We start from the raw sequence: 21,841 nt of genomic DNA, 5'->3' as shown, positions 1-21,841 counted from the left end.
GGCTCTCGCGATCGGTTGATGCCGGCATGGGTGGCAGTTCCTTTAACTTACATTTCGCTGAACGCGGCCGTGTCATTCATGGCGACACCCTATCCGCAGGTCGCTGAACCTTGTCACGTGAAAGCGCCGCTCGGGCAAGGCTGCTCGCCATGTTACCGGCCATGTGGATCGAGACGGCCGCCCGGGATCACGAATCAGCCTGCGCGGAACCGATCCGAAAGACCGAGACAGTCGCCTCCAGCTGCCCCGCCTGCTCCTTCAGCGACAGCGCGGCCGCCGACGCCTGCTGAACCAGCGCCGCGTTTTGCTGGGTCACCTGATCCATTTGCGTCACGGCCTGATTGACCTGTTCGATGCCTCTGGACTGCTCGTCGGACGCGGCCGCAATCTCGCCCATCAGCACGTGCACGCGTTGCACCGACGTCAGGATATCCGCCATCGTCCCGGTCGCGCGATCGACCTGTCGCGCACCGGTCTCGACGCGTCTCAGCGAATCCGTGATCAGTTCCTTGATCTCGCGGGACGCCGTGGCGCTGCGTTGGGCGAGCGATCGCACTTCGCCTGCGACGACCGCGAATCCGCGTCCCTGCTCGCCTGCCCGCGCCGCTTCGACCGCCGCATTCAGCGACAGGATGTTGGTCTGGAATGCGATGCCTTCGATGACGGAGATGATTTCGGCGATCTTGCCCGACGCTTCCGACAGGCCGCGCATCGTGTTGACGACTTCCTGCGTCGCCTGATTGCCCTCTTCGGTCAGCAACGCCGCGTCTTGCACCACCTGATTCGCCTGTTTCGCATTCTCGGCATTCTGGCGAACCGTCGAAGTCAGTTGCTCCATCGAGGCGGCCGTTTCCTCCAGCGACGCGGCCTGCTCTTCGGTCCGTTGCGACAGGTCCATGTTGCCGGCCGTGATCTCGTGCGCGGCCATCTCGATGGAGTGCGAGCCTTCCCGCACCACGCGAATCGTCTGCAGCAGCTTGCCTTGCATCGTCCGCAGGCCGGTCATCAGTTGCCCCATCTCGTCGGTCGAATCGACATCGATCCGCGTCGTCAGGTCGCCGCCGGCAATCGCGCTGAAATGGTCGAGCGCGTGCGCAAGCGGCGCACCGATCGCGCGCTGAAGCGACCACCACGTGAGTACCGCTGCGCCGAGCGCGACCACGATGCCGGCGATCGCGATCCCGACGAACCAGTGGAAACGCGCCTGCGCGGCATCGAACGTGATCCGGGAGGCCGTGATCTGGATTCGGCCGAGCGCGTCCATCGCGTCGGAGACGTCGATGAACAGCGACGGCGGTATGTGCCGCCAGACGTCGGGGATTTTCACGGGATCGCGCGCGTCAATGGCGCTGAACATCGGTTCGAGGCCGTTCTCGACGAGCGCGTTGAACTTCGTGTTCGCGTCGGCCGCGCGGCGCGCTTCTTCGGGGCCGGAGAGCCGCAGCGCGCGATACGTGTCCCACGCCTTTTTCGACGCGGCCAGCAGTTCCCGGGATGTCGCGGTTTCCTGCGGCACGTCGGGACTGCTCGGATCGAGCGCGATGCGATACAGCCACAGGCGGGTTCTCGACAGCGCGACATTCGCCTGCCCGAGCGCCTCCGACGATGCGAGCCGGTCGGAATAAAGCGTCTTCACATCGTCGTTGCTTATCGCTACGCCAATGACACCGATGATGCCGCCGATGACGAGCAGTACGCCGAGAAAGCCCATCGCCAGCGCCAGCCGGACGCGAATGCTGAAATTCCTGATCATGATGAGGGAAGCGTTGAGCACGAAACCGTTGCATGCGACGCATGCGTGTCCAGCCGATCGAAGGCGGCACGTGCGAGACCGATGCCACGATAACGACCGGAGCGGCGCGTGAATTAGTGCGGAACCGACAAGGAACGTTTCCGGAAACGGGGCGTTATGGGCGGAATTTCGGCGTGGTAGGTGAATCGCCTTCATCGGCCGCGAGCAACGCGTTCAACACCCGCGCGTCCGGCAACCGCTCCAGCGACAGGCACGTGTCGCTCAGCGCATCGACCTGCGCGGGGACGAGCGCGATGCCCGCCAGTGCACGAAACTTCGCCAGCAGTGCCGCATCGGACAGCGGATTGCGTGGATCGCCGAGTGCGATTGGCACGTGATGCGATTGCCGCCGCCCGTCCGCGCGATGCAGGATGACGGTCGGCTCGTCGAGATCGCCGAGTGCCGGATCGACCTCGATCGCGATGCGCGCGAGCAGCGCGGTGACGCGCGAATCCGTGCGCCTGTCGTCGCGATAAGCGCCGATTCCGGTGTCGCCGAACGCAAGCGTTGCCGCAACCGCGTACGGCAGGCTCATCTGCGACGACGACAGTGTCGACAGGTCGCGGCCGCCGCACATCCGGGCCACGAATGCGCTCGCCCGCACGACCACCCGCTCGATCTCGCCGGCCTCGAACGTGCGACCTTCGGCCAGTTTCAGCGCCGCGTCGACCGCCGCATGCGCACTGCGGCACGACGCGTGCGGCTTGATCGAGCAGCGCATCAGTTTCCAGTGCGCGCCGAGGCCGTCGGTCAATGCGTCGGGCGCATGCGATTGCGCGGCGAACGTGGTGAAGAAGCCGCCCCAGACGTCGTCGAACACACCGGCCGGGCCGCTCACGCCTTCGCGTGCCAGCAGCGCCGCGAGCACGCCGCCCTCCGCCGCCCGCCCGGCGTGCAGCCGCTTCGTCTGCGATCCGTCGTGGATGAAACCCCACAAGCCACCGGAGAAACTCGCCGCATGGCCGAGCGCGTCGCGCGTGCGCGCGGCGTCGAGCCCGAGCACGCGCGCGCTTGCTGCCGCCGCGCCGAACACGCCGCAACTGAGCGTCGAGTGCCAGCCGGCACCGTTGTGGGCAGAATATCCGCCAGCCGCCTCGAGCACGCGCCGGCCGACGTCGTAGCCGAGCACGATCGCCGCCACGCATTCCCGGCCGGTGACGGGGCGGTCCGCGCACGATAGCGCGGCGAGCACGGCCGGCATCACCACCGCGCCCGAATGATCGCAGCCGCCGGAATCGTCGAGCTCGAGCGCGTGCGCGGCGATCCCGTTCACGAACGCCGCATCGCGCGCGCCCGCGGCCCGTCGTGTGCCCCACAGCGTCGCGCCGTCATGCGAGACTGTACCGGTCAGCGCGCGCGCACTGCGTGTCTCGACCGCGGAGGTACCGGCCAGCGCCGCGCCGAACGTGTCGAGGATATGACGCTTCGCCTTCGCGACGACATCGTCTGGCAATGCACTGGCATCTGTCCGCGCGACGAACGCCGCGAGCTGCGTGGCACGCGTTTCCGTCACCGTCTTCATCGCGTCGACTCGTCCGCCACGCAATGCGCGAACACGTCGACCGGATGGCCCGGCGGATTGACGGGCACCTGCGCGCGCCACCAGTGCGCGATGTCGCGCCCGGTCGCGAACCAGACGTCGCCCGCGTCGCGCAGATGCGCGAGCAACGCGCGCAGCAAGTCGATGCGCCCCGCGGTGCCGATGATCTCGGGATGCAGGCGCAGCACGCAGCACAGCCCGAAGCGGCGAAACCCGTCGACGTCTCGCCGCCAGTTGTCGAGCACGTCACGGTACGCCGCGATGCGCGGCTGGCCGGTCGGCACGGGCGGCGACAGGTTGAACTCGAAGTACGGCTCGTCCTCGAGCTCGTAGTGCAGCGGCAGCTCGACGAGCCGCGCACCGTCCGCGTGGCCCTCGCCGCGCGGATGCACGTACGGCAGATCGTCGCCGCGCCACGACGACGACCACGTGAAGCCTTCCTCGACGAGCCAGTCCGCGAACCCGTCGGCCCAGTTGCCGGTGAACGAGCGAAACCCTTCGACGTCGCGGCCGATCGTGTCCGCGAGCGCCGCGCGCCCGGTGCGGCATGCGTCGATCTGCGCGGCGAGCGACAGCGCGTCGAAGTCTTCGCAGCGATAGCCGCTCACGCCGAGCTCATGGCCGGCAGCGTCGATCTCGCGCACCGCATCCGCATGCGTCTTGGCGACGATGCCCGGGACGAACCAGCTCGCCGGCACACCGAATGCATCGAACGCATCGAGCAAGCGATCGACGCCGCGCGTCGCGCCGTAGCGCCATACCGACAGCGATTTCTCGCGGCCGACGATGCGCGGCTCGCGTGTCTGGATACCGTGTATGTCGTTGAAATCGACCGTGATCGCGATCGCGCAACGCGCGCCGTCCGGCCAGGCAGGAAGTGTCGTCACAGGCCGCTCCGTTGTGTCGATTGCGTGTCGGACGAGTGCTGCGTGAGCCACCAGTCGGCCACTTCGCGACAGCGCGCGAACCAGACGCCGTCCCGCGCGCGCATGTGTTCGAACCACGCTTCGAGCAGCGCGAGGCGGCCGGGCTTGCCGCAGACTTTCGGATGCAGCAGCGTCGTCAGGCACAGCCCTTCGCGGTATATACCGTCGAATTCGCGCGTCCAGTTGTCGAGCGTCGCATCGTAGCCGGCGATCCGGTCGAGCCCGGCCGGATAGTCGGGGTTGCGGTGATATGCGAGCGACGCGTAATCGTCGGTTTCCCAGCGGCCGGGAATCTCGACGAGCGGCGGCTCGCCGTCAGCGCCGGGCAGCAGGTATGGACGGTCGTCGCCACGCATCGAACTCGAATAGCGCACGCCGGCTTCGCGCAGCACGCTCACTGTCGCCGCGCTCCAGTCGCCGGACGGCGTGCGGAACCCGACCGGCCGCACGCCGAGCGTACGGTAGAGAATCTCGGCCGACTGCGCCATGATCTCGCGCTGCCGTTCGGGTTCGAGCGTCCAGAACGCTTCGTGGCGGTAGCCGTGATAGCCGATCTCGTGCCCGCGCTCGACGATCGCCGCGCATTGCGCGGGCCAGGTCCGCGCGACCCAGGCGGGCACGAAGAACGTCGCGGGCAGGTCGAACGACGCGAGTACGTCGAGCAGCCGGCCGAGCGCGCGCCACGGCCCGTAGCTGCCGAGCGTGAAATACGCGGGGTTGCGCCAGATCGACCCGTTCAGCATCGCGTCGCCGGTCGGGCCGTCGAGATCGAACGCGAGCGCGACGCACGCGCGCTTCGCGTCCGGCCAGCGGGGAGCCAGGCCCGTCATCGCGCGCTCAGTGCGTGCCGTTGATCATCGCCTTCGTAACCGCGTGCTCCTGCAGTCCCCACTTCGCCAGGATCTTCTGGTAGGAACCGTCCGCGATCAGCTGGTTGAGCGCCGTCGTCAGCGCGCCGCTCAGCGCGGTGTTGCTCTTCGCGACGCCGATGCCCGTGTATTGCGACATGAACGGCTTGCCGACCGGCGCGTAGGCGTTCTGCTCGAGGCTGTTCTGGTAAGGCAGCGTCTCGCCGCCCTGCACGGCCGCGTCGATGCGGTTCTGGCGCAGCTGCATGCGCGCATCCGACGAGCCGTCGGTGCCGACCACCACGATTGCCGGCTTGCCGGCCTTCACGCAGTTCTCCGCGCTCCATGCCGTCGTATTGTCCGGGAACGACGTGCGCCGGCTCGATCCGACGCGCTTGCCGCACAGCGCGCCCATCTGCGCGAACTCGCCCGCGCGCGTCTTCAGCACGTAGAACTGCGGCCCCGTCTCGATGTAGTCGACGAACGTCACCGCATCGCGGCGCGTCGGCAGGTCGGTCATGCCGGACAGGATCATGTCGACGCGCTGCGTCGCGACCGCGCTCATCATCTGGTCGAAGCTCGTCTCGACCCAGTTCAGCTTCGCGCCCATCTTCGCGGCGAGCGCCTCGCCGAGATCGACGTCGAAGCCCGCGAGCTTGTCGGTCGCCGGGTCCTTGTATTCGAACGGCGGGTAGTTCGGCACGATCGCAACGTTCAGCGTGCGCTTGACGTTCGCGGCCTGGGCGACCGCGAAGGAGGCATGAAGCGCGAGCGTGCCGAATGCGACAGCGGCCAGCGTGCGGGTCAGGACGGATGCTTTCATGGGGTGTCGCCTTGTCGTGGTGGTGTAAGGGGGTACCGCGGTGCTGCGTTGCACGTCTCGTCGGCGGCGCGATCCGCTCAGGCAATCACGGCCGAGATGAAGTCGCGGGTGCGCGCATGCGTCGGTGCGGACAGCACCTGGTCGGGCGGCCCGCTCTCGACGATCCGTCCGGCGTCCATGAACACGACGCGATCGGCGACCTCGCGCGCGAAGCCGAGCTCGTGCGTGACGACGATCATCGTCATCCCGCTCTTCGCAAGATCGCGCATCACGGCCAGCACTTCGCCGACGAGTTCGGGGTCAAGCGCCGACGTCGGTTCGTCGAACAGGATCAGTTGCGGATGCATCGCGAGCGCCCGCGCGATCGCGACGCGCTGTTGCTGGCCGCCCGACAGCTCGACCGGAAACGCGTCGCACTTGTGCGCAAGGCCGACGCGCGCGAGCAGCGCGCGGGCCTCTTCTTCTGCTTGCGCGCGGCGGCGCTTGAGCACCTGCACGGGCCCTTCGATCACGTTTTCGAGCGCGGTCTTGTGCGGGAACAGGTTGAAGCGCTGGAACACCATGCTCGTCGCGAGCCGCTGGCGCGCGACCTGACGCTCCGACAGCTCGTGGAGCCGGTTGCCCGTGCGCCGGTAACCGGCCAGCTCGCCGTTGACCCACAGCGCGCCCGCGCTGATCGTCTCGAGCTGGTTGATGCAGCGCAGGAATGTGCTCTTGCCGGAGCCGGACGGCCCGATGATGCACAGCACTTCGCCCTGCGCGACGTCGAGCGTGATACCGTGCAGCGCCTGGAAATCGCCGTACGACTTGCGCACGTCGACCGCGCGAACGACCGCGTTCGTCATGACGTTCTCCTTACGGTTGTGGCTCGTGCCGCTCATTTTCGGCCCGCCGCGCGGCCTGCGCCGCGTGCGAAGCGCCGTTCGACACGAGCCTGCGCGAACGACAGCACGGTGACGACTGCGAGATACCAGATGCCCGCGACGATCAGCAGCTCGATCACGCGCGCATTCGCGTAGTAGATGTTCTGCGCGTTGTGCAGCATCTCCGCGTACTGCACGACGCTCGCAAGCGACGTCAGCTTGACCATGCCGATCAGCTCGTTGCCGATCGGCGGCACGATCACGCGCATCGCCTGCGGCAGGATGATCCGGCGCAGTGCCTGCAGGCGCGCCATGCCGATCGATTTCGCGGCCTCGTACTGGCCGGTGTCGACCGACAGCAGCCCCGCGCGCACGACTTCCGACGTATACGCGCCCTGGTTGATGCCGAGCCCCAGCACCGCCGCGAGGAACGGCGTCATCACGTCGACGGTCCGGAACTCGGCGATCCCCGGGATGCCGAGCGTCGGAAACACCAGCGCGAGGTTGAACCACAGCAGTAGCTGGAGGATCACCGGCGTACCGCGGAACAGCCAGATGTAGCCCTGCGCGATCGCACCGAGCACCGGGTTCGACGACAGCCGCATCACCGCGGTGACGACCCCGAGCACAATGCCGAGCGTCATCGCGAGGACGGTCATCACGATCGTGTTGCCGAGGCCGGTCAGGATCGAGTGCGCGGTCAGGAACTGGCCGACGACGCGCCATTCGATCTGCCCGCGCGCGAACGCGAGCGCCACGTAGGCGAGCGCGGCGATGATCGCGACCGACGCGACATAGCGGCCCCAGTAGCGCCGGCGCACGCGCACGAGTGCGGCGGTGTCGTCCGCCGCGGCGACGGCCGCGGCCGGTGCGCCGTGGAGACGGTGCGAATCGGATGCGCTCAGCATGACGGCCCCCGGTAGTCGGCCGCCCACGCGGCCTGGCGTTCGATCGCGTTGCTCAGGCGGCCGATCTGCTCGCGCACGCGCGCGGGCGACGTGCCGCCGGCGCCGCCGCGAGCGGCGACGGCCGCATCGAGCGTCAGATGCGCGCGCACCGCCGGTGCGAGGCGCGCGTCGACGGCCTGCAGCTGCTCCGTGCTGGCATCCGCGAGCTCGATGCCGTCGCGTTCACACGCGCGCACGAGCGCGCCGGTGATCTCGTGCGCCTCGCTGAACGGCACGCCCGACAGCGCCAGCCAGTCGGCGACTTCGGTCGCGAGCGTGAAGCCGAGCGGCGCCTGGCGGCGCATCTCGTCGACGTTGACGCGCATCGTGCGGATCATCCCCGCCATGGCGGGCAGCACGAGTTCGAGCGTGTCGATCGAATCGAACGCGGCGATCTTGTCTTCCGCGAGATCGCGGTTGTATGCGAGCGGCAGCGACTTGAGCGTCGCGAGCAGGCCGGTCAGGTTGCCGATCAGGCGCCCCGCCTTGCCGCGCGTGAGTTCCGCGATGTCCGGGTTCTTCTTCTGCGGCATGATCGAACTGCCCGTCGCGTAGCCGTCGTCGAGTTCCACCCAGCGGAATTGCCGGGACGTCCACAGGATCACTTCTTCCGACAGGCGAGACAGATCAACCGCCAGCATGCTGGTGACGAACGCGAATTCGGCGACGTGATCGCGCGCGGCCACCGCGTCGATCGAGTTCTCGCACGGCGCGTCGTAACCGAGCTCCTGCGCTGAAAGATCGGGGTGCACGCAGATCGCCGAGCCGGCCAGCGCGGCCGCGCCGAGCGGCGAGCGTGCGGTGCGGCGGTCCCAGTCGACCAGGCGGTCGGCATCGCGATACAGCGACTGCGCATGCGCGAGCAGCTGATGACCGAACACGATCGGCTGCGCGGGCTGCAGGTGGGTGAAGCCGGCGGTGACCGTGTCAATGTGCCGGCTTGCCTGGCCGACCAGCGCATCCTGCAGGTCGAGCACGCCGCGTACGAGCTGGCGCGCCTTGTCGCGCAGGTACAGACGCAGGTCGTTCGCCGCCTGGTCGTTGCGCGAGCGCCCGGCGCGCAGCTTGCCGCCGAGCGCCGGCAGCCGCTGCGTGAGCACGCGTTCGAGGAACGTGTGCACGTCCTCGTCGGCGAGCGACGGCGCGATCGCGCCGGCCGCATGGTCGCGCGCGATGCCGTCCATCGCGGCCAGCAGCTGCGCGAGCTCGTCGTCATTCACGATGCCGGCGCGGTTCAACTCGCGTGCATGCGCGCGGGAGCCTGCCAGATCGTACGGGACGAGTCGGTAGAAACTCGGATCGGAGCGCGACAGGTTCTGCAGCGCCTCGGACGGTTTCGACTGAAAGCGACCGCCCCACAGGCGCTCGATCGGTTCGGTAAGGCTCATTGCGGACGACCTCGTCTCGGTTGGAGTGCCCTCACTGTAGGCATTCAATTTTTTTTGTTGTAGCGAGAAATTGAATCCGCTTAAATGAAATTTTTCTCAGCACCGTCGTCGCCGACAGTCCCGCCGATGCGCAACCGCCTCCCCCCGTTGAACCCGCTTCGCGCGTTCGAGGCCGCCGCCCGGCGCGGCAGCGTGTCGGCCGCCGCCGACGAACTGCACGTGACCGCGAGCGCGGTGAGCCACCAGATCCGGATTCTCGAGAGCACGCTCGGCGTCGCCCTATTCGTCAGATCAAAGGCGCGCGTGAAGCTTACGCCCGAAGGCGAAGCGCTGCTGGAGCCGGTCGGAACGGCGTTCGACATCATCGCGAACGCTACCGTCAGGCTCGATTCGCCGGCCGCCGTCGGCGATCTCGTCGTGTCGACGCCGCTGTCGCTGACGTCGCGCTGGCTCGCCCGGCACATCGGCGATTTTCTCGAGCGCTATCCGGGCATCCATCTGAAGGTGATTCCGTCGAACGACGAGCGCGAGATCTATTCGCCGGATGTCGACGTCTGCATCCGCTACGGAGAAGGCAACTGGCGCAACCGGCACGTCGAGCTGCTCGAGCATCCGGCGCTGTTCCCGGTCGTGAGCCCCGCGCTGATGAACGGGCGCGATGCGATCCGCAAGGTGCAGGATCTCGCGGGGCGCACGCTGTTCTGCGAGCACGCGGGCTCGTGGACGCGCTGGCTGGCCGAAGCGAAAGCCGACCGGCTGCCGGGCATCCGCATCCTCGAGATCGGCAACGCGCACATCGGCGTCGAAGCCGCGGTGCACGGCCAGGGCGTTGCACTCGGCGACAGCCTGTCGGTGCGCGACGACCTGATCGACGGCACGCTCGTGCGGCCGTTCAGCGAAACGGTGCCGTCACGTCATGCGTACTATCTCGTCACGCGTCACGAACTGACCGAGACGCCGCTCGTGACCGCGTTCACCACGTGGTTGCGCGCGCGGCTCGCGTAATGCGCGCGCTCGCTTGCGGTCGGGCTGGACGTCAGGAAACGAGGCTCGCGAAGTCGTCCCACACCATGACGATGTTTTGCGAACGCCAGATCGGCCCCGCATCGACGTATTCGCCCGCGAACCGGCCGTTCAACGCCTCGTAAAACGCGATCGCGGCCGCGTTTCCCTTGACGACACTCAACGCGGCGCCGGGATACCGTAACGCTTGCAGATGCGTTGCGAGTTGCGCAAGCAGCATGCGGCCGATGCCGCGGCGCTTGAAGAGGGGATCGACGTAAAGAAACTTGATTTCGCCACGGCCGCCGAAAATCGGCTCCGACGGCGCGCCGGCTGCTCCGATGCCGACGATCCGGCCACCGGACTGCGCCACGAGCACCAGCTGGTCGCGCTCGTTCGACGCCAGCTTCTCCCGCCATTTCCTGCCGCGATACTGCACGTCGAGGGCGGCATGCGCATGCGCGGGCGCGAGATCGCGATAGGTATGCCGCCAGACCTTGACGTGAAAATCGGCGATCGCCTGCGCATCGTCGAGGCTGGCGGACCTGATGGATATTCCGGACATGGAGGACTCTCTCGGGCGGCTCGGCGCGCGCGGGCGCGGCGCACACGCCGGATTGTCGGCGATCCGGGCGACGATGTCAGCACCGCGCAGGCGTGGCCGCTCAGCGCGCAACGGCTTCCGTGTTCCGGACGCTGCCCAGAAAGCGCGCCAATTCCACCGTCTGCGGCCGCTCGAAGATCTCTTCGGCCGTCCCGCTCTCCCACACCCTGCCCTGGTGCATGAAGACGATCCGGTCGCTCACCGCACGCGCGAAGTTCATCTCGTGCGTGACCATGATCAGCGTCATGTCCTCGCGCGCGAGTTGCTCGACGACGCCCAGTACCTCGCCGACGAGTTCGGGATCGAGCGCGGACGTGATCTCGTCGCACAGCAGCACGCTCGGCTTCATCGCCAGCGCACGCGCGATCGCGACGCGCTGTTGCTGGCCGCCCGACAGCTGCTCCGGGAACGCGTCGAACTTGTCGCCGAGGCCGACGCGTTCGAGCATCAGCTCCGCGATCGCGCGCGCCTGCTGGCGATGCGTGTTCTTCACGACGGACTGCGCCAGCATCACGTTTTGCCCGGCGCTCAGATGCGGAAACAGATTGTATTGCTGGAACACCATCCCGACCTTGAGCCGCAGCGCACGCAGGTCCGCGTGCCGCGCGTCGACGCGTTCGCCGTCGATCGAGATCGTGCCCGCGTCGATGCTCTCGAGCCCGTTGAGCGTGCGCAGCAGCGTGCTCTTGCCCGAACCGCTGCGGCCGATGATCGATACGACCTGCCCGCGCTCGACGGAGAAATCGATGCCCTTGAGCACATGATGGGTGCCGAAGTTCTTTTCGAGACCACGGGTTTCAACGAGCGGCATGCCATCTCCTTTGCAACGTGCGCGCATAGCGGGTAAGCGGATAACAGAGCGCGAAATAGATCAGCGCGACGAGGCCATACACGACGAACGGCCGGAACGTCGCGTTCGAGATCGCGATGCCGACCTTCGTCAGCTCGGTGAAGCCGATGATCGATACCAGTGCCGTATCCTTCACGGCCTGCACGCCGAAGCCGACCGTCGGTGCGATCGCGATGCGGGCGGCCTGCGGGAGGATCACGTGACGCAACTGCTCGACGTAGCTCATGGCCAGGCTCGCCGACGCCTCCCACTGCCCCTTCGGCACCGCCTCGACGCAGCCGCGCCAGATTTCCGCGAGATACGCGCTGGTGAAGAACGTCAGCCCCGCCGTGGCCGCAACCCACGGCGGAACGTCGAGCCCGACGAGCGGCAGGCCGAAGAACACGATGAACAGTTGCATCAGCAACGGGGTGCCCTGGAATATCTCGATATACAGCTTCGCGCAGCCGCGCAGCACCGTCGAACTCGACACGCGCATCACGAGCAGCCCGAGGCCCACGAGGCCGCCGGACACGAACGACACGATCGACAGCACGATCGTCCAGCGCGCGGCCAGCAGCAGGTTCGCGAGAATCTGCCCGAACGTGAAATCGGTCATCGCGCACCTCGTACGCGGCGGGAGAACAGGCGGCGCCCCATCGTGCCGAGCGCGCCACGCAGCAGCAGCGCCATCGCCAGATACGCGAGCGTGATGACGAAATACGTCTCGAATGCGCGGAAGTTGCGCGACTGAATGTAGCCCGCCGCATAGGTCAGATCGGCCACCGAGATCTGCGACACGACCGCCGAACCGAGCATCGTGATCACGATCTGGCTCGAGAGCGCGGGAAACACCTTGGCGAGCGCCTGCGGCAGCACGACGTGGCGCAGCATCTGCGCGCGCGACATCGCAAGCGCGGATGCCGCCTCCAGATGCCCGTTCGGGACGGCGGCGACGCCCGCGCGCACGATCTCGACCGAGTACGCGCCGAGATTGAGCGTCATCGCGAGAATCGCGGCCGTGTATTCGTCGATGTGCACGCCGAGCGCGGGCAATCCGAAGAAGATGAAGAACAGCTGGACGACGAACGGCGTATTGCGGATCGCCTCGACGTACGCGCCGATCAGCGGGCGCAGCCGCACCACCGCAGGCGCGTCGGCGCTGTACGCGGCCGCGCCGAGCACGCCGATCGCCACGCCGAGCACGGTTGCGACCGCAGTCAGCGCAAGCGTGATCGCCGCGCCGCTCGCGAACACGCCGGCGTATTCGGCGAGCTCGCCGAATTGAAGCTGATAGCTCATGACGATTGAGTAAATTCGGGTTCTGACAATGACACCCGCCGCACCGGCGGTGCCGGCCGCGGCGAGGTCTCAGGCGGCACGGCGGTTCGTCACAGGCCGGCCGGCAACGGCTGGCCGAGCCACTTCCTCGACATCGCACCCAGTGTGCCGTCCTGCTTCGCGTGCGCGATCGCATCGTCGATCTTCGCGAGCAGGCGCGGTTCGTTCTTGTTGACGCCGACGAAGCACGGCGAGTTCTTGATCACGAACTTGACCTCGGGCCGGCGCGGCGGATTCTTCGCGAGAATCGCCGCCGCGACGATGTTGCCGGCGGCGATCAGTTGCACTTGCCCCGACAGGAATGCCTGGATCGTCGCGTTGTTGTCCTCGAAGCGCTTGATCGTCGCATTCGGTGCGAGTTGCGACAGCGCGATCTCCTCGAGCGCGCCGCGCGTGGCGCCGACCGTCTTCCCGGTCAGGTCGGCGGGCGCGCTCACCTTCACGTCCGCCGGCCCGAACACGCCCTGGAAATACGGCGCATACGCCGTCGAGAAGTCGATGACCTTCTCGCGCTCCGGCGTCTTGCCGAGCGACGAGATCACCATGTCGACCTTGTTGGTCGTCAGATACGGAATCCGGTTCGCGCTGTTGACGGGCACCAGCTTCAGCTTCACCCCGAGCGATTTGGCGAGCAGCTCGGCCATGTCGATGTCGTAGCCCTGCGGCTGCATGTCCGTGCCGACCGAGCCGAACGGCGGATAGTCTTCAGGCACCGCGACGCGCAGCGCGCCGCTTTTCGCGATGGTGTCGAGCGCGTCGGCATGGGCCGGCGCAGCAGCGAACAGCGCCATCACGGGGGCTGCGATCAGCGCAGCCAGCCAGGTGCGTCGGGGAAACGGTCGAGTCGTCGGGCTCACGGTGAATCTTCCTTGTCTGGTATGTCGTCGGGCAGCGCGCAACCGTTGCGCGGCCAAAACAACTCCAGCAAAAACCGGGCCATCGCCGTGTAACGCTTGCCGCGCCGGCACAAGACAGGAATTCCGGCGAACTGCATTCCTCATTTCGGTGCATGAACCGGCGCCGGCGGCGGCGGTTGCCCCCGCAGTGCGCGCCGGCGCACCAAATTACCTAACCGGTTCACCCTGGGGATTCGGACGCCGGCGTATTGGACGCACGCCGGCTCCTGTTCATCGAACGTGGATAGCCCGTCTTTCCGTCAGGCGGTGTCCAGACGGCGGCGCGTACGTCGCGCGAGAAACGGTCAGCCTGAAGAACGGCAAGGTGTTCGAAAACGCGTGTCACCATCACACCACCGAGACGTTCCACAATCCGGCGCTGACCAGCACGTCGGACGCCGACGACTGGCTCGCGCCAGGCGTCGGTCTGGTCGAGTCGGTCGCGGACACCGCAGGCACCCGGATCTTCACGCGTGAGCTCGAGTCGGCGAACGTTGCCGGCAAGTCGTATTGAACGTGGGGCGCCCCGACGCTCGCGCGTGTGCCGTCAATGATGCGTGTACAACCGCGGCGCCGCAGCATGATTCTGGATCGCGGCTCCCGAGTCGGCCCCTGCCCCGTATGCCGGCCCATAGCCCGACACATCGGCCTGCGGCGTCGATTCGGAAGACCGGATGCGTGCCTCGGCCTGCTGGATCGATTGCGGATAGTGAATGTCCTTGCGGGCCGGGTTGTAACCGGCCTGCTCGACCTGCGTGATCTGCGCGCGGACTTCCGCTCGGGTCAGGCCGCTGCCTGATTGAGCTGCCAATGCGAATGCGGGGATGATGGCCGCCGCCAGCACGATGGTACGGATTGCGAATTTCATGATCTCGACCTCCAGTGAACAGGGTCGGCATCCGAGGACACCTCTTCTGCCGTAGAGACAGCATGCTCCGCCAAACTGAAGGCAACGTTAACTTCACGTCGTCGAACGCATCGGATGTGAAAGACAGGGGCGGACCCGGAATCACCGCTTCGGTCACGCCGATGACGGCAACGTCACGCGCACGCCGAACCCGTTGCCGTTCAACCCGTCGATGTACGTCAGACTCCCGCCGAGTTTTGCCACGATGCGCGCGACGATGGACAGCCCCAGGCCGCTGCCGCTTTCGTCGTGATCCGCGCCGCGAAAGAAGCGATCCTGCAGTCGGGACAGATCTTCTTCCGAGACGCCGGGTCCGTCGTCCCGTACCTGCAGGCGGATCGCGCCGGCATCCTGCCACGACGTGATTTCGACGCGCCCTTGTTCGCGACCGTACTTGATCGCGTTATCGACGAGATTGTCGAGCAGGACGCGTAGAAGCGTCGACGATGCATGTGCGATAACCGGACCGCCGACGCATGAAATCAGCGACATCTGCTTGCGATCGGCGCGCGCCTGGTGGTCGTCGATGCAGGTCTGCACCACGCGTGCGAGATCGACGTCCTCGCCGGGCATCGGGACGGTTTCGTCAAGTCGCGCCAGTGCAAGCAACTGGTCCGCCAGATGCGTGCTTCGGTCTACGCCCTCGACTACCCGTTGCATCGCGCGCCGCTGACGGTCCGGATCGCGTGCGGTAAGCGCGACCTGTGCCTGAACCTTGAGCGCGGCGAGCGGGGTCTTGAGCTCGTGCGCGGCGTCGCTGGTGAATGCGCGCTCGCGATCGAGCGAGCCTCGCAGACGTTGCAGCAACGTGTTCAGTGCGGCAACCAGCGGCCGCACTTCGTCGGGAATGCCCTTCGTGCCGATTGCATCGAGGCTGTCGGGGGAACGTGCGGCGATTGCCTCCGACAGCGTCCGTAGCGGCGTCAGGCTGCGTCCGATCGCCAGCCAGATCAACACGGCCAGCACGGGCAACGCGAATGCGAGCGGCCGCGCGACACGGCGCGCCACCTCCGCGGACAAGTCCGAACGGTGCGTGCGTTGTTCGAAGATGCGCACGGTGCGGCCGCGCGCGGCATCGGTCACCACGTACGCGTGCCACTTCGAATTGCCGAACCGGATCGGGCTCGATGCGGCGGCGGGAGACACCGGCAGATCGAGCGAGTCGAGCCCCGGACTGGCGGCCAGGATTCGTCCGCCCGCGTCACTGATCTGATACAGCATGCGCGGTGATGCATCGTTGTCGCCATCGTTGTCTTCCCCCGAGCCGAGGACGATGTCCGCGAAGACCGGCAGATCGGACGCATCGAGCGCGACGAACGCTCTTGCGATCTGCTCGAGGCGGGTTTCGTCCCATTCCTCCGCTTCGTGAATCGCCTGGCGATAGCTCGACACCAGCGAATACGCCCAGACCACCACGACACCCGACAGCACCAGTAAGGTCAGCCGTTGCCGGATCGAGCGCATCACGACGCTTTCTCCACCACGTAGCCGACACCTCGAATCGTGCGGATCAATTCGGCCCCCAGTTTCTTGCGCAGATTCGACACATGCACTTCGATCGCATTGCTTTCGATTTCTTCGTTCCAGCCGTAGAGGCTGTCCTGGAGCTGCGTACGCGAGAGCGGGCGGCCCTGATTCGCCAGCAGTTCGACCAGCAATGCGCATTCGCGCGACGTCAGCGCGATCCGCTCGGTGCCGCGCGTCACCGTCATCAACGAAGGATCGACCGACAGGTCGCCGTATTCGATCGTGTCGGTGCTCCGGCCCTGCGAGCGTCGCACGAGCGCACGGCATCGGGCGATCAGTTCGGTCAGGTCGAACGGCTTGCCGATGTAGTCGTCGGCGCCCGCGCTCAGGCCGCTCACGCGATCGGCCACCGTGTCGCGCGCGGTCATGACCAGCACCGGCGTATGGTCGCGGCGCTTGCGAAGCCAGTCGAGCAATTCGACTCCCGACATGCGGGGCAGGCCGAGATCGAGCACGACGAGGTCATACGGCGTGGTTTCGAGCGCGAGCTGCGCATGCCTGCCATCGTGCGCCCAGTCGACCGTCATGCCGGCCTCGATCAGGCCATCCTCTACCCCGCTGCCGATCAGTTTGTCGTCTTCCACGAGTAACACCCGCATGGTGTCGCGTTCCTTTTGGTCGGGACATGGCGTCCATTGGCGCACGATAACCGTAGAAACCGACCGGCATCAAGCACGGCGGGGAAAAATGCGGTCCTTAAGAATCCGTTAACGTCGGCATTCTATGGTCGCCGTCACCGACACTCGCAATCGAATCGACGACCATGAACAGGCTACCGTTCCGACTCCGTTTTTGCGCAACGCTGGGCGCGTTGCTTTTCGTGGCTGCCTCACCGGCGTCCGCAGGCGAGATCAAGACGCTGATGCGAGACATGAAGCACGCGATGCAGGGTGCCATGAACAGCCGGACGATTCCGGAAATGAACGGCTACGTGGCCCGGCTCGAAAGCGATGCGCAGCAGGCGAGCCGCCAGCGGTATCGCAATGACCAACCGACTTACGACGAAGGCATGCGCACATTGCGGGATGAATTCACCGCGGTCGACCGGGCCATCCAGGCCAATGATCTACCCGCCGCAAAGCAGGCGTTGCGCCGGATAGACGGTACGAAGAAGCACTACCACGACCTGCTCGGATAATCCGAGCAGGGCACGCTTTCGCCACTGAACAGGCATTCCCGTCATGAAAACCAATACCCGCTATCCGCTGTCGATCAGCCTGCTGCACTGGCTGCTGGCCGCCGCGCTGATCGGCAACCTGATCGTCGGCTTGCTGCTCGACGACAACGAGGACCTCGTCAGCCTGCACAAATCGATCGGCATCGCCATTCTTGGGCTCGTGGCGCTTCGTATCGTGAATCGGCTGCGTATGCGCCGCAGCCTCCCGCCATCGGTCAATCCGGCCGGCACGCTGAACCATTTCGCGGAACGCAGCGTCCACGGGCTGCTTTATGTGCTGATGTTCGCCATTCCCGTGCTCGGGTGGATGAAGACGAACGCGGCCGGGCACACGGCCAGCTGCTTCGGGCTCTTCTCGCTACCGACCCTGGTGCCCAGGAGTCGCGAGCTGTCGCATTGGCTGGGAGAACTGCACGCGCTGACGGCTTACGGGCTCGCCGCGCTGGTCGGCCTGCACGTGCTGGGCGCGGTGGCGCACAAGCTGTTCAGGTCGGAGAACGTGTTTCCGCGCATTCTGCCTTTGCCCGCGCGCGTCGCCCGGCAGCGGGTCCCGTCCGGTGACCGGAATTGAGCGTCGAGTAAGTGCCTCACTTTTCGCGGACCGCGAACCATCACGCCATCCTCAAAGTCGGTGGCGTTCGTCTTCACCGCCGCCCGGATGTCGGCATGCCATGCCGCGGGCGGTGAAATACGAACACGCCTGGGCGGCTGAAATTTTTGATCCGGCTTGATCCGTGGATGGCTGACCGAGATTCAGTCGAGATTGCTCGGATTCCATATTGCTTCCCGTTTCGGTGGCAATCGCGAATTTCTTGAGGTTCTGGCCAATAAGCCATCGAGGCATCCGTCCCCTTCCGGTCCACGTGACCCCTGTCTCGGGTTCCAGGTATCTGGCCTCGACCTTCCCGAGTATGCGCGACCTGAGTTCCTTACGATGAACGATCGCATGAATGTCGACTCCGCATTCCGTGAGCAATGCCAGTACGCGCTCTGCAATTAGCTTCGCCTGATGATCCCGCGTCGTGTCGATAACCCGTTTCAATTTCTCGAAATCGACAAGCAATCCGCGCTGGCCAGCGACGGTGCGACTTATCGAAAATACACGATCCGAACAGCGTCAGCGGATATGTCGCCTCAGTAAAATAAAGAAAATAAATTTATGGGAATTTACGTGTTTTATTTTATTTGTTTGAATTTCAATTTATCCGCATGTAACTTATAAAAGTTTATAGCAGTATTCGACATAAAAATCTCGGCTCGAATTCGTTCCGCTATCGAAATGCCATGCTTTATGCCAAGCTCGATCGCCATGCTAAGCAATTGGGGGGGGCGGGTTGATCGACGACATACGAATTGCATCCATCAATCCCTTCCGGATTCCGACGCCTACCATCGAATTCTCTCCGCAGACTCCCTGTGCGAGGCCAAAGTCGTAAGCCAGAATATAGATCTGTCCTTCCAATCCGTCGAATTCCCCCTCTGTCGCCAACCCGAAATTTTCCCTTGCCTCGAGAAAGATTCGATGCCACACGGAATCCCACCCTCCCCCAATCTCTTCGGCACAAGAATCACTCGGAATACTCATCCACTCACTCCATTTATTTGAGATCCCAAGGTGTCAGCTCGAAGGCGCAGGCTGGATTAAAGGTTGCATTCGACACGTTTTCGCCAACATTCAACAACTCAAGCAATTCGTCCTTTAAACGTTGATGTGAACAGTAGCGGTTCGATGTCTTTCACTTGAACTCCACAATCCGGCTACCTGGTGAGCACGATTTCAACCCGTCGGTTGCTGGCACGGCCCTCGGCCGTCGCATTGGGGGCAACCGGATCCGCGGCGCCGCGACCCGTAACCTTCAGCGTCTTCGCCTTCAGCCCGTGCGCGATTAGATAGCCCGCGACGGTCTCGGCGCGGCGCTTCGACAGATCGAGGTTGGCGGCGTCGCTGCCAACCGAGTCCGTATAGCCGGTAATCGTAACTTGTGAATACGTGCGGTCTTCGCGATTGCTCAGCATCCTGTCCAGCGAAGCAGGCGCGCCCGGTGCGAGCGTAGCGATGCCCGTCGCGAACAGCGCATCGCCCGCAAAGCTCACGTGGTCGGCGGGGATTGGTGCAGGCGCCGGTTCAGCGGCCGGTGCCGATGCAGCAGCAGCACCGCACTGGAACACCAGCATCACGGGGTCGGAATCGTCGCGCAGTGCACGGCCCGAATCAACGATGCGCACGGGCTGGTCGCTGCAAATCCTGCGGGCAACCTTCATGCAAGTCTGCGAGGTGGACAGCAGCCCCTGGCAGTCAACCCGGAACGTGCGCACGCCGTCGCGCGGCAGAAGCTCGGAGGCGTTGTAGGTCGGTCCGGATGCCGAACAGCCCGCCAGAAAGGCGGCAGATATTAACGAAGTGGCATACGACAATTTCATGGTTGTCTCTCGTATGGAGCGGATACATTGCAGACAAGAATTACGGTGTATCGGCAGCTTTTTCGGCAAAACCGATTATTTGTCGATCGAAAGCCATCTAGCCTCCGATCGACTCGATCTCAACCCACACTTACCACTGGTACGCTGCACCGACGCCAACGCTGGTGCCTTGCGAGCTATAACCCGCGCCAATCTTCCCCTTGACGTTTTGAGTAAACCGGATGGATGCACCGAACGCCACGGCCTGTTGGCCCTTGTAAGTGCCTGCACCGATACCTACCGCGATCGTTTTCCCAAGGTCTACGTCAGGAATCATCGTCAACGCCGTGGCAGCGGCAACACCGGCATATGCGGCCTTCGCGACCTGGTTCACCTGCGTTGATACCTCATTGATCCGCTGATCAGTGTATTGATTCGACTGCGACATGGATTCATTCAACTGGTTCAGGTTGACCGCGTCGGTGCCTTGCGTGCCAGGTGCGACGTTGGTGATCTGGCGCTGTTGCGTGTCGCTGCCTACCGACACCACATTCGAGCGACCTCCGTCCGTCGAATTCGCACCGATCGCCACCGAGTTCGAGCCGGCTGTCACGGACGGCCGATCATTTCCGGTACCGTTCATGTCGGCCGCGACGCCGTTGCTGTTGGCCATGCGCGTCTGGTTCTGATTGATCGTCGTCGACAACTGGTTCACCGTGCTACTGATGTTCGTCACGCCGGTCGACAGCGAGGCCACCGTACTGTTTGTCGTGCTCAGGCCAGTCGACAGCGAGCCGATGCCGGTCGAAGTCGACGTGGACAGCGACGTCACCGTACTGTTCGTCGAGCTCAGACCCGTCGAGAGCGAGTTGATCGCGGTCGAGGTCGATGTGGACAGCGACGTGAGGTTGCTGTTGGTCGAACTCAGGCTGGTGGACAGCGAGCCGATACCAGTCGACAGCGAAGAGATGTTCGACGCGGTTGACGTCGACAGGCTGTTGACCGCCAGGTTCGTCGCGTTGAGCTGGCTGCCGTTGATCGCGTCCGTGCTGGTGACCGACACCTGCCCTGCGGCGACGTTCGTGATCTGACGTTCCGCACCCGGTGCGCCGACGCTCACCACGCTCGTCGGCGTGCTGCCGGCGAACAGGTAAGTGACACCGCCGATCGTCACGCTCGACGTCGCGTTGGCGTTGGCCGTGATCGAATTCGTGCCGAGCGCGACGTCGTTCACGTTCTTCGCGACCGCGTTCGAACCGAAGGCCAGCGAGCCTGCTGCTGCAGCCGTCGACGTGTTGCCGAGTGCGATCGAGCCGTCGCCGGCCGCCGTATTGGTATTGCCGAGCGCTACCGCGCCGATGCCGGTTGCCGTGTTGTTCGCCCCCATCGCCACCGCTCCGGTGCCGGTAGCAACGTTCGGATCACCGATCGCCACCGCACCGTCACCGCTTGCGGTGTTCGCGACGCCGATCGACACGGCCTTGCCGCCGGTTGCCGAAGCGCTCTGGCCGATCGCGACCGCGCCGTCGGACGACGCGTTCGAACCGTCGCCGACCGCAACGCTGCTGGCTCCAGACGCGCTGGCATTCGTGCCGGCAGCGAGCGCGTTGATGCCGGTTGCGCCGTTGTTGTAGTAGTTGGCCTGCTGCGTGCCATTGTCGTTGACGCTGTAGTAGTGCGTCTTGGCGGCTTCGATCGAGGTCGAGGTCGAGGTCGACAGCGACGTGATTGCGCTATTGGCCGAACTCAGACCGGTGGACAGCGAGCCGATACCGGTCGAAGTCGACGTGGACAGCGACGTAATCGAGCTATTCGCCGACGACAAGCCGGTCGACGTGGAGGTCGACAGCGAAGCCACCGAGCTGTTGGTCGAGCTCAGGCCGGTCGACAACGAGCTGATACCGGTCGAAGTCGACGTGGACAGCGACGTGATCGAGCTATTCGCCGACGACAGGCCGGTCGACGTGGAGGTCGACAGCGAAGCCACCGAGCTGTTGGTCGAGCTCAGGCCGGTCGACAACGAGCTGATAC

24 protein-coding genes are annotated in these 21,841 nt (G+C 65.3%); 4 read left to right on the top strand and 20 right to left on the bottom strand.

Going from position 1 to position 21,841, the window contains the following annotated elements:
• Positions 1-187: 187 nt before the first annotated feature.
• The 8 genes from DIE08_RS33770 to argH form a co-directional block, all read right to left on the bottom strand.
• The gene (locus DIE08_RS33770; protein WP_124906136.1) at positions 188-1,753 is read right to left on the bottom strand and encodes a methyl-accepting chemotaxis protein; all 1,566 of its coding nucleotides are present in this window, start codon (positions 1,751-1,753) and stop codon (positions 188-190) included.
• Between the two features lie 154 nt (positions 1,754-1,907).
• A complete protein-coding gene (locus DIE08_RS33765) occupies positions 1,908-3,314 on the bottom strand; it encodes an MmgE/PrpD family protein (RefSeq protein ID WP_124906134.1) in 1,407 nt (468 codons plus the stop codon).
• Positions 3,311-4,219, bottom strand: a complete 909-nt coding sequence (locus DIE08_RS33760) for a polysaccharide deacetylase (protein WP_124906132.1) — start codon at positions 4,217-4,219, stop codon at positions 3,311-3,313. The genes DIE08_RS33765 and DIE08_RS33760 overlap by 4 nt, the downstream gene beginning before the upstream one ends.
• The gene (locus DIE08_RS33755; RefSeq protein WP_124906130.1) at positions 4,216-5,088 is read right to left on the bottom strand and encodes a polysaccharide deacetylase; all 873 of its coding nucleotides are present in this window, start codon (positions 5,086-5,088) and stop codon (positions 4,216-4,218) included. The genes DIE08_RS33760 and DIE08_RS33755 overlap by 4 nt, the downstream gene beginning before the upstream one ends.
• A gap of 7 nt (positions 5,089-5,095) precedes the next feature.
• Positions 5,096-5,929 (bottom strand): ABC transporter substrate-binding protein, encoded by an 834-nt coding sequence (locus tag DIE08_RS33750; RefSeq protein WP_059602845.1) that lies wholly within the window; start codon positions 5,927-5,929, stop codon positions 5,096-5,098.
• Positions 5,930-6,006: 77 nt separating this feature from the next.
• A complete protein-coding gene (locus tag DIE08_RS33745) occupies positions 6,007-6,774 on the bottom strand; it encodes an amino acid ABC transporter ATP-binding protein (protein ID WP_174913231.1) in 768 nt (255 codons plus the stop codon).
• Positions 6,775-6,806: 32 nt separating this feature from the next.
• Positions 6,807-7,700: an amino acid ABC transporter permease gene (locus DIE08_RS33740; RefSeq protein ID WP_059602935.1), complete on the bottom strand. Its 894-nt coding sequence runs from the start codon at positions 7,698-7,700 to the stop codon at positions 6,807-6,809.
• Positions 7,694-9,127, bottom strand: coding sequence for an argininosuccinate lyase (gene argH / locus DIE08_RS33735; protein WP_124625145.1), 1,434 nt, complete (start codon positions 9,125-9,127; stop codon positions 7,694-7,696). Before argH ends, DIE08_RS33740 begins: the two co-directional genes overlap by 7 nt.
• Positions 9,128-9,253: 126 nt before the next feature.
• On the opposite strand from argH, the gene DIE08_RS33730 reads away from it, so the two are divergent.
• Entirely contained in the window at positions 9,254-10,132 is an 879-nt protein-coding gene (locus tag DIE08_RS33730) for a LysR substrate-binding domain-containing protein (protein ID WP_124906126.1), read from the top strand.
• Positions 10,133-10,163: 31 nt separating this feature from the next.
• On the opposite strand, the gene DIE08_RS33725 is transcribed toward DIE08_RS33730, so the two are convergent.
• The 6 genes from DIE08_RS33725 to DIE08_RS35860 all read right to left on the bottom strand — a co-directional run bounded on the left by DIE08_RS33725 (position 10,164) and on the right by DIE08_RS35860 (position 13,897).
• Positions 10,164-10,694: a GNAT family N-acetyltransferase gene (locus DIE08_RS33725; protein WP_124906124.1), complete on the bottom strand. Its 531-nt coding sequence runs from the start codon at positions 10,692-10,694 to the stop codon at positions 10,164-10,166.
• 100 nt (positions 10,695-10,794) lie between these two features.
• Positions 10,795-11,544 (bottom strand): amino acid ABC transporter ATP-binding protein, encoded by a 750-nt coding sequence (locus DIE08_RS33720; protein WP_059681034.1) that lies wholly within the window; start codon positions 11,542-11,544, stop codon positions 10,795-10,797.
• Positions 11,531-12,181, bottom strand: a complete 651-nt coding sequence (locus tag DIE08_RS33715) for an amino acid ABC transporter permease (RefSeq protein WP_124906122.1) — start codon at positions 12,179-12,181, stop codon at positions 11,531-11,533. The genes DIE08_RS33720 and DIE08_RS33715 overlap by 14 nt, the downstream gene beginning before the upstream one ends.
• Complete coding sequence (locus DIE08_RS33710; protein ID WP_124906120.1) at positions 12,178-12,864, bottom strand: amino acid ABC transporter permease; 687 nt, start codon at positions 12,862-12,864, stop codon at positions 12,178-12,180. Before DIE08_RS33710 ends, DIE08_RS33715 begins: the two co-directional genes overlap by 4 nt.
• Positions 12,865-12,953: 89 nt before the next feature.
• Positions 12,954-13,760: a transporter substrate-binding domain-containing protein gene (locus DIE08_RS33705; protein ID WP_059602822.1), complete on the bottom strand. Its 807-nt coding sequence runs from the start codon at positions 13,758-13,760 to the stop codon at positions 12,954-12,956.
• Complete coding sequence (locus tag DIE08_RS35860; protein WP_185715941.1) at positions 13,757-13,897, bottom strand: hypothetical protein; 141 nt, start codon at positions 13,895-13,897, stop codon at positions 13,757-13,759. The genes DIE08_RS33705 and DIE08_RS35860 overlap by 4 nt, the downstream gene beginning before the upstream one ends.
• 227 nt (positions 13,898-14,124) lie before the next feature.
• Here DIE08_RS35860 and DIE08_RS33700 point away from each other — a divergent pair, with 227 nt between their 5' ends.
• Positions 14,125-14,313 carry a hypothetical protein gene (locus DIE08_RS33700; protein WP_260436622.1) on the top strand — a complete coding sequence of 63 codons (189 nt, stop codon included), beginning with the start codon at positions 14,125-14,127 and terminating at the stop codon, positions 14,311-14,313.
• Positions 14,314-14,346: 33 nt separating this feature from the next.
• Here DIE08_RS33700 and DIE08_RS33695 read toward each other — a convergent pair whose 3' ends face one another.
• The 3 genes from DIE08_RS33695 to DIE08_RS33685 form a co-directional block, all read right to left on the bottom strand.
• On the bottom strand, positions 14,347-14,667 hold the full coding sequence (locus DIE08_RS33695) for a DUF4148 domain-containing protein (protein ID WP_124906118.1): 321 nt from the start codon (positions 14,665-14,667) through the stop codon (positions 14,347-14,349).
• A gap of 153 nt (positions 14,668-14,820) precedes the next feature.
• Positions 14,821-16,170: an ATP-binding protein gene (locus tag DIE08_RS33690; RefSeq protein ID WP_175817460.1), complete on the bottom strand. Its 1,350-nt coding sequence runs from the start codon at positions 16,168-16,170 to the stop codon at positions 14,821-14,823.
• Entirely contained in the window at positions 16,170-16,832 is a 663-nt protein-coding gene (locus tag DIE08_RS33685; protein WP_059602812.1) for a response regulator transcription factor, read from the bottom strand. Before DIE08_RS33685 ends, DIE08_RS33690 begins: the two co-directional genes overlap by 1 nt.
• 164 nt (positions 16,833-16,996) lie before the next feature.
• On the opposite strand from DIE08_RS33685, the gene DIE08_RS33680 reads away from it, so the two are divergent.
• Positions 16,997-17,371 carry a cytochrome b562 gene (locus DIE08_RS33680; RefSeq protein ID WP_124906114.1) on the top strand — a complete coding sequence of 125 codons (375 nt, stop codon included), beginning with the start codon at positions 16,997-16,999 and terminating at the stop codon, positions 17,369-17,371.
• Positions 17,372-17,414: 43 nt separating this feature from the next.
• The gene (locus DIE08_RS33675) at positions 17,415-17,981 is read left to right on the top strand and encodes a cytochrome b (protein ID WP_124906112.1); all 567 of its coding nucleotides are present in this window, start codon (positions 17,415-17,417) and stop codon (positions 17,979-17,981) included.
• A 51-nt stretch (positions 17,982-18,032) separates the two neighbouring features.
• Here DIE08_RS33675 and DIE08_RS33670 read toward each other — a convergent pair whose 3' ends face one another.
• The 3 genes from DIE08_RS33670 to DIE08_RS33660 form a co-directional block, all read right to left on the bottom strand.
• Positions 18,033-18,473 (bottom strand): H-NS histone family protein, encoded by a 441-nt coding sequence (locus DIE08_RS33670; RefSeq protein ID WP_124906110.1) that lies wholly within the window; start codon positions 18,471-18,473, stop codon positions 18,033-18,035.
• Positions 18,474-19,168: 695 nt separating this feature from the next.
• Complete coding sequence (locus tag DIE08_RS33665; RefSeq protein WP_124906109.1) at positions 19,169-19,831, bottom strand: OmpA family protein; 663 nt, start codon at positions 19,829-19,831, stop codon at positions 19,169-19,171.
• A 130-nt stretch (positions 19,832-19,961) separates the two neighbouring features.
• On the bottom strand, positions 19,962-21,841 hold a 1,880-nt coding region (locus DIE08_RS33660; protein WP_185715940.1), incomplete at its 5' end, for a YadA family autotransporter adhesin.

Source organism: Burkholderia sp. Bp9004 (assembly GCF_003858025.1).
In the GTDB taxonomy this organism is placed as follows: domain Bacteria; phylum Pseudomonadota; class Gammaproteobacteria; order Burkholderiales; family Burkholderiaceae; genus Burkholderia; species Burkholderia diffusa.
This window is presented reverse-complemented; position numbering and strand designations above follow the sequence as displayed.

What these genes read in the sequence shown, in the direction of transcription:
- DIE08_RS33770 (WP_124906136.1), bottom strand. Translation starts at nt 1,753, where the DNA reads ATGATCAGGAATTTCAGCATTCGCGTCCGGCTGGCGCTGGCGATGGGC.
- DIE08_RS33765 (WP_124906134.1), bottom strand. Translation starts at nt 3,314, where the DNA reads ATGAAGACGGTGACGGAAACGCGTGCCACGCAGCTCGCGGCGTTCGTC.
- DIE08_RS33755 (WP_124906130.1), bottom strand. Translation starts at nt 5,088, where the DNA reads ATGACGGGCCTGGCTCCCCGCTGGCCGGACGCGAAGCGCGCGTGCGTC.
- DIE08_RS33750 (WP_059602845.1), bottom strand. Translation starts at nt 5,929, where the DNA reads ATGAAAGCATCCGTCCTGACCCGCACGCTGGCCGCTGTCGCATTCGGC.
- DIE08_RS33745 (WP_174913231.1), bottom strand. Translation starts at nt 6,774, where the DNA reads ATGACGAACGCGGTCGTTCGCGCGGTCGACGTGCGCAAGTCGTACGGC.
- DIE08_RS33740 (WP_059602935.1), bottom strand. Translation starts at nt 7,700, where the DNA reads ATGCTGAGCGCATCCGATTCGCACCGTCTCCACGGCGCACCGGCCGCG.
- argH (WP_124625145.1), bottom strand. Translation starts at nt 9,127, where the DNA reads ATGAGCCTTACCGAACCGATCGAGCGCCTGTGGGGCGGTCGCTTTCAG.
- DIE08_RS33730 (WP_124906126.1), top strand. Translation starts at nt 9,254, where the DNA reads ATGCGCAACCGCCTCCCCCCGTTGAACCCGCTTCGCGCGTTCGAGGCC.
- DIE08_RS33725 (WP_124906124.1), bottom strand. Translation starts at nt 10,694, where the DNA reads ATGTCCGGAATATCCATCAGGTCCGCCAGCCTCGACGATGCGCAGGCG.
- DIE08_RS33720 (WP_059681034.1), bottom strand. Translation starts at nt 11,544, where the DNA reads ATGCCGCTCGTTGAAACCCGTGGTCTCGAAAAGAACTTCGGCACCCAT.
- DIE08_RS33715 (WP_124906122.1), bottom strand. Translation starts at nt 12,181, where the DNA reads ATGACCGATTTCACGTTCGGGCAGATTCTCGCGAACCTGCTGCTGGCC.
- DIE08_RS33710 (WP_124906120.1), bottom strand. Translation starts at nt 12,864, where the DNA reads ATGAGCTATCAGCTTCAATTCGGCGAGCTCGCCGAATACGCCGGCGTG.
- DIE08_RS35860 (WP_185715941.1), bottom strand. Translation starts at nt 13,897, where the DNA reads ATGCAGTTCGCCGGAATTCCTGTCTTGTGCCGGCGCGGCAAGCGTTAC.
- DIE08_RS33695 (WP_124906118.1), bottom strand. Translation starts at nt 14,667, where the DNA reads ATGAAATTCGCAATCCGTACCATCGTGCTGGCGGCGGCCATCATCCCC.
- DIE08_RS33690 (WP_175817460.1), bottom strand. Translation starts at nt 16,170, where the DNA reads ATGCGCTCGATCCGGCAACGGCTGACCTTACTGGTGCTGTCGGGTGTC.
- DIE08_RS33685 (WP_059602812.1), bottom strand. Translation starts at nt 16,832, where the DNA reads ATGCGGGTGTTACTCGTGGAAGACGACAAACTGATCGGCAGCGGGGTA.
- DIE08_RS33680 (WP_124906114.1), top strand. Translation starts at nt 16,997, where the DNA reads ATGAACAGGCTACCGTTCCGACTCCGTTTTTGCGCAACGCTGGGCGCG.
- DIE08_RS33675 (WP_124906112.1), top strand. Translation starts at nt 17,415, where the DNA reads ATGAAAACCAATACCCGCTATCCGCTGTCGATCAGCCTGCTGCACTGG.
- DIE08_RS33665 (WP_124906109.1), bottom strand. Translation starts at nt 19,831, where the DNA reads ATGAAATTGTCGTATGCCACTTCGTTAATATCTGCCGCCTTTCTGGCG.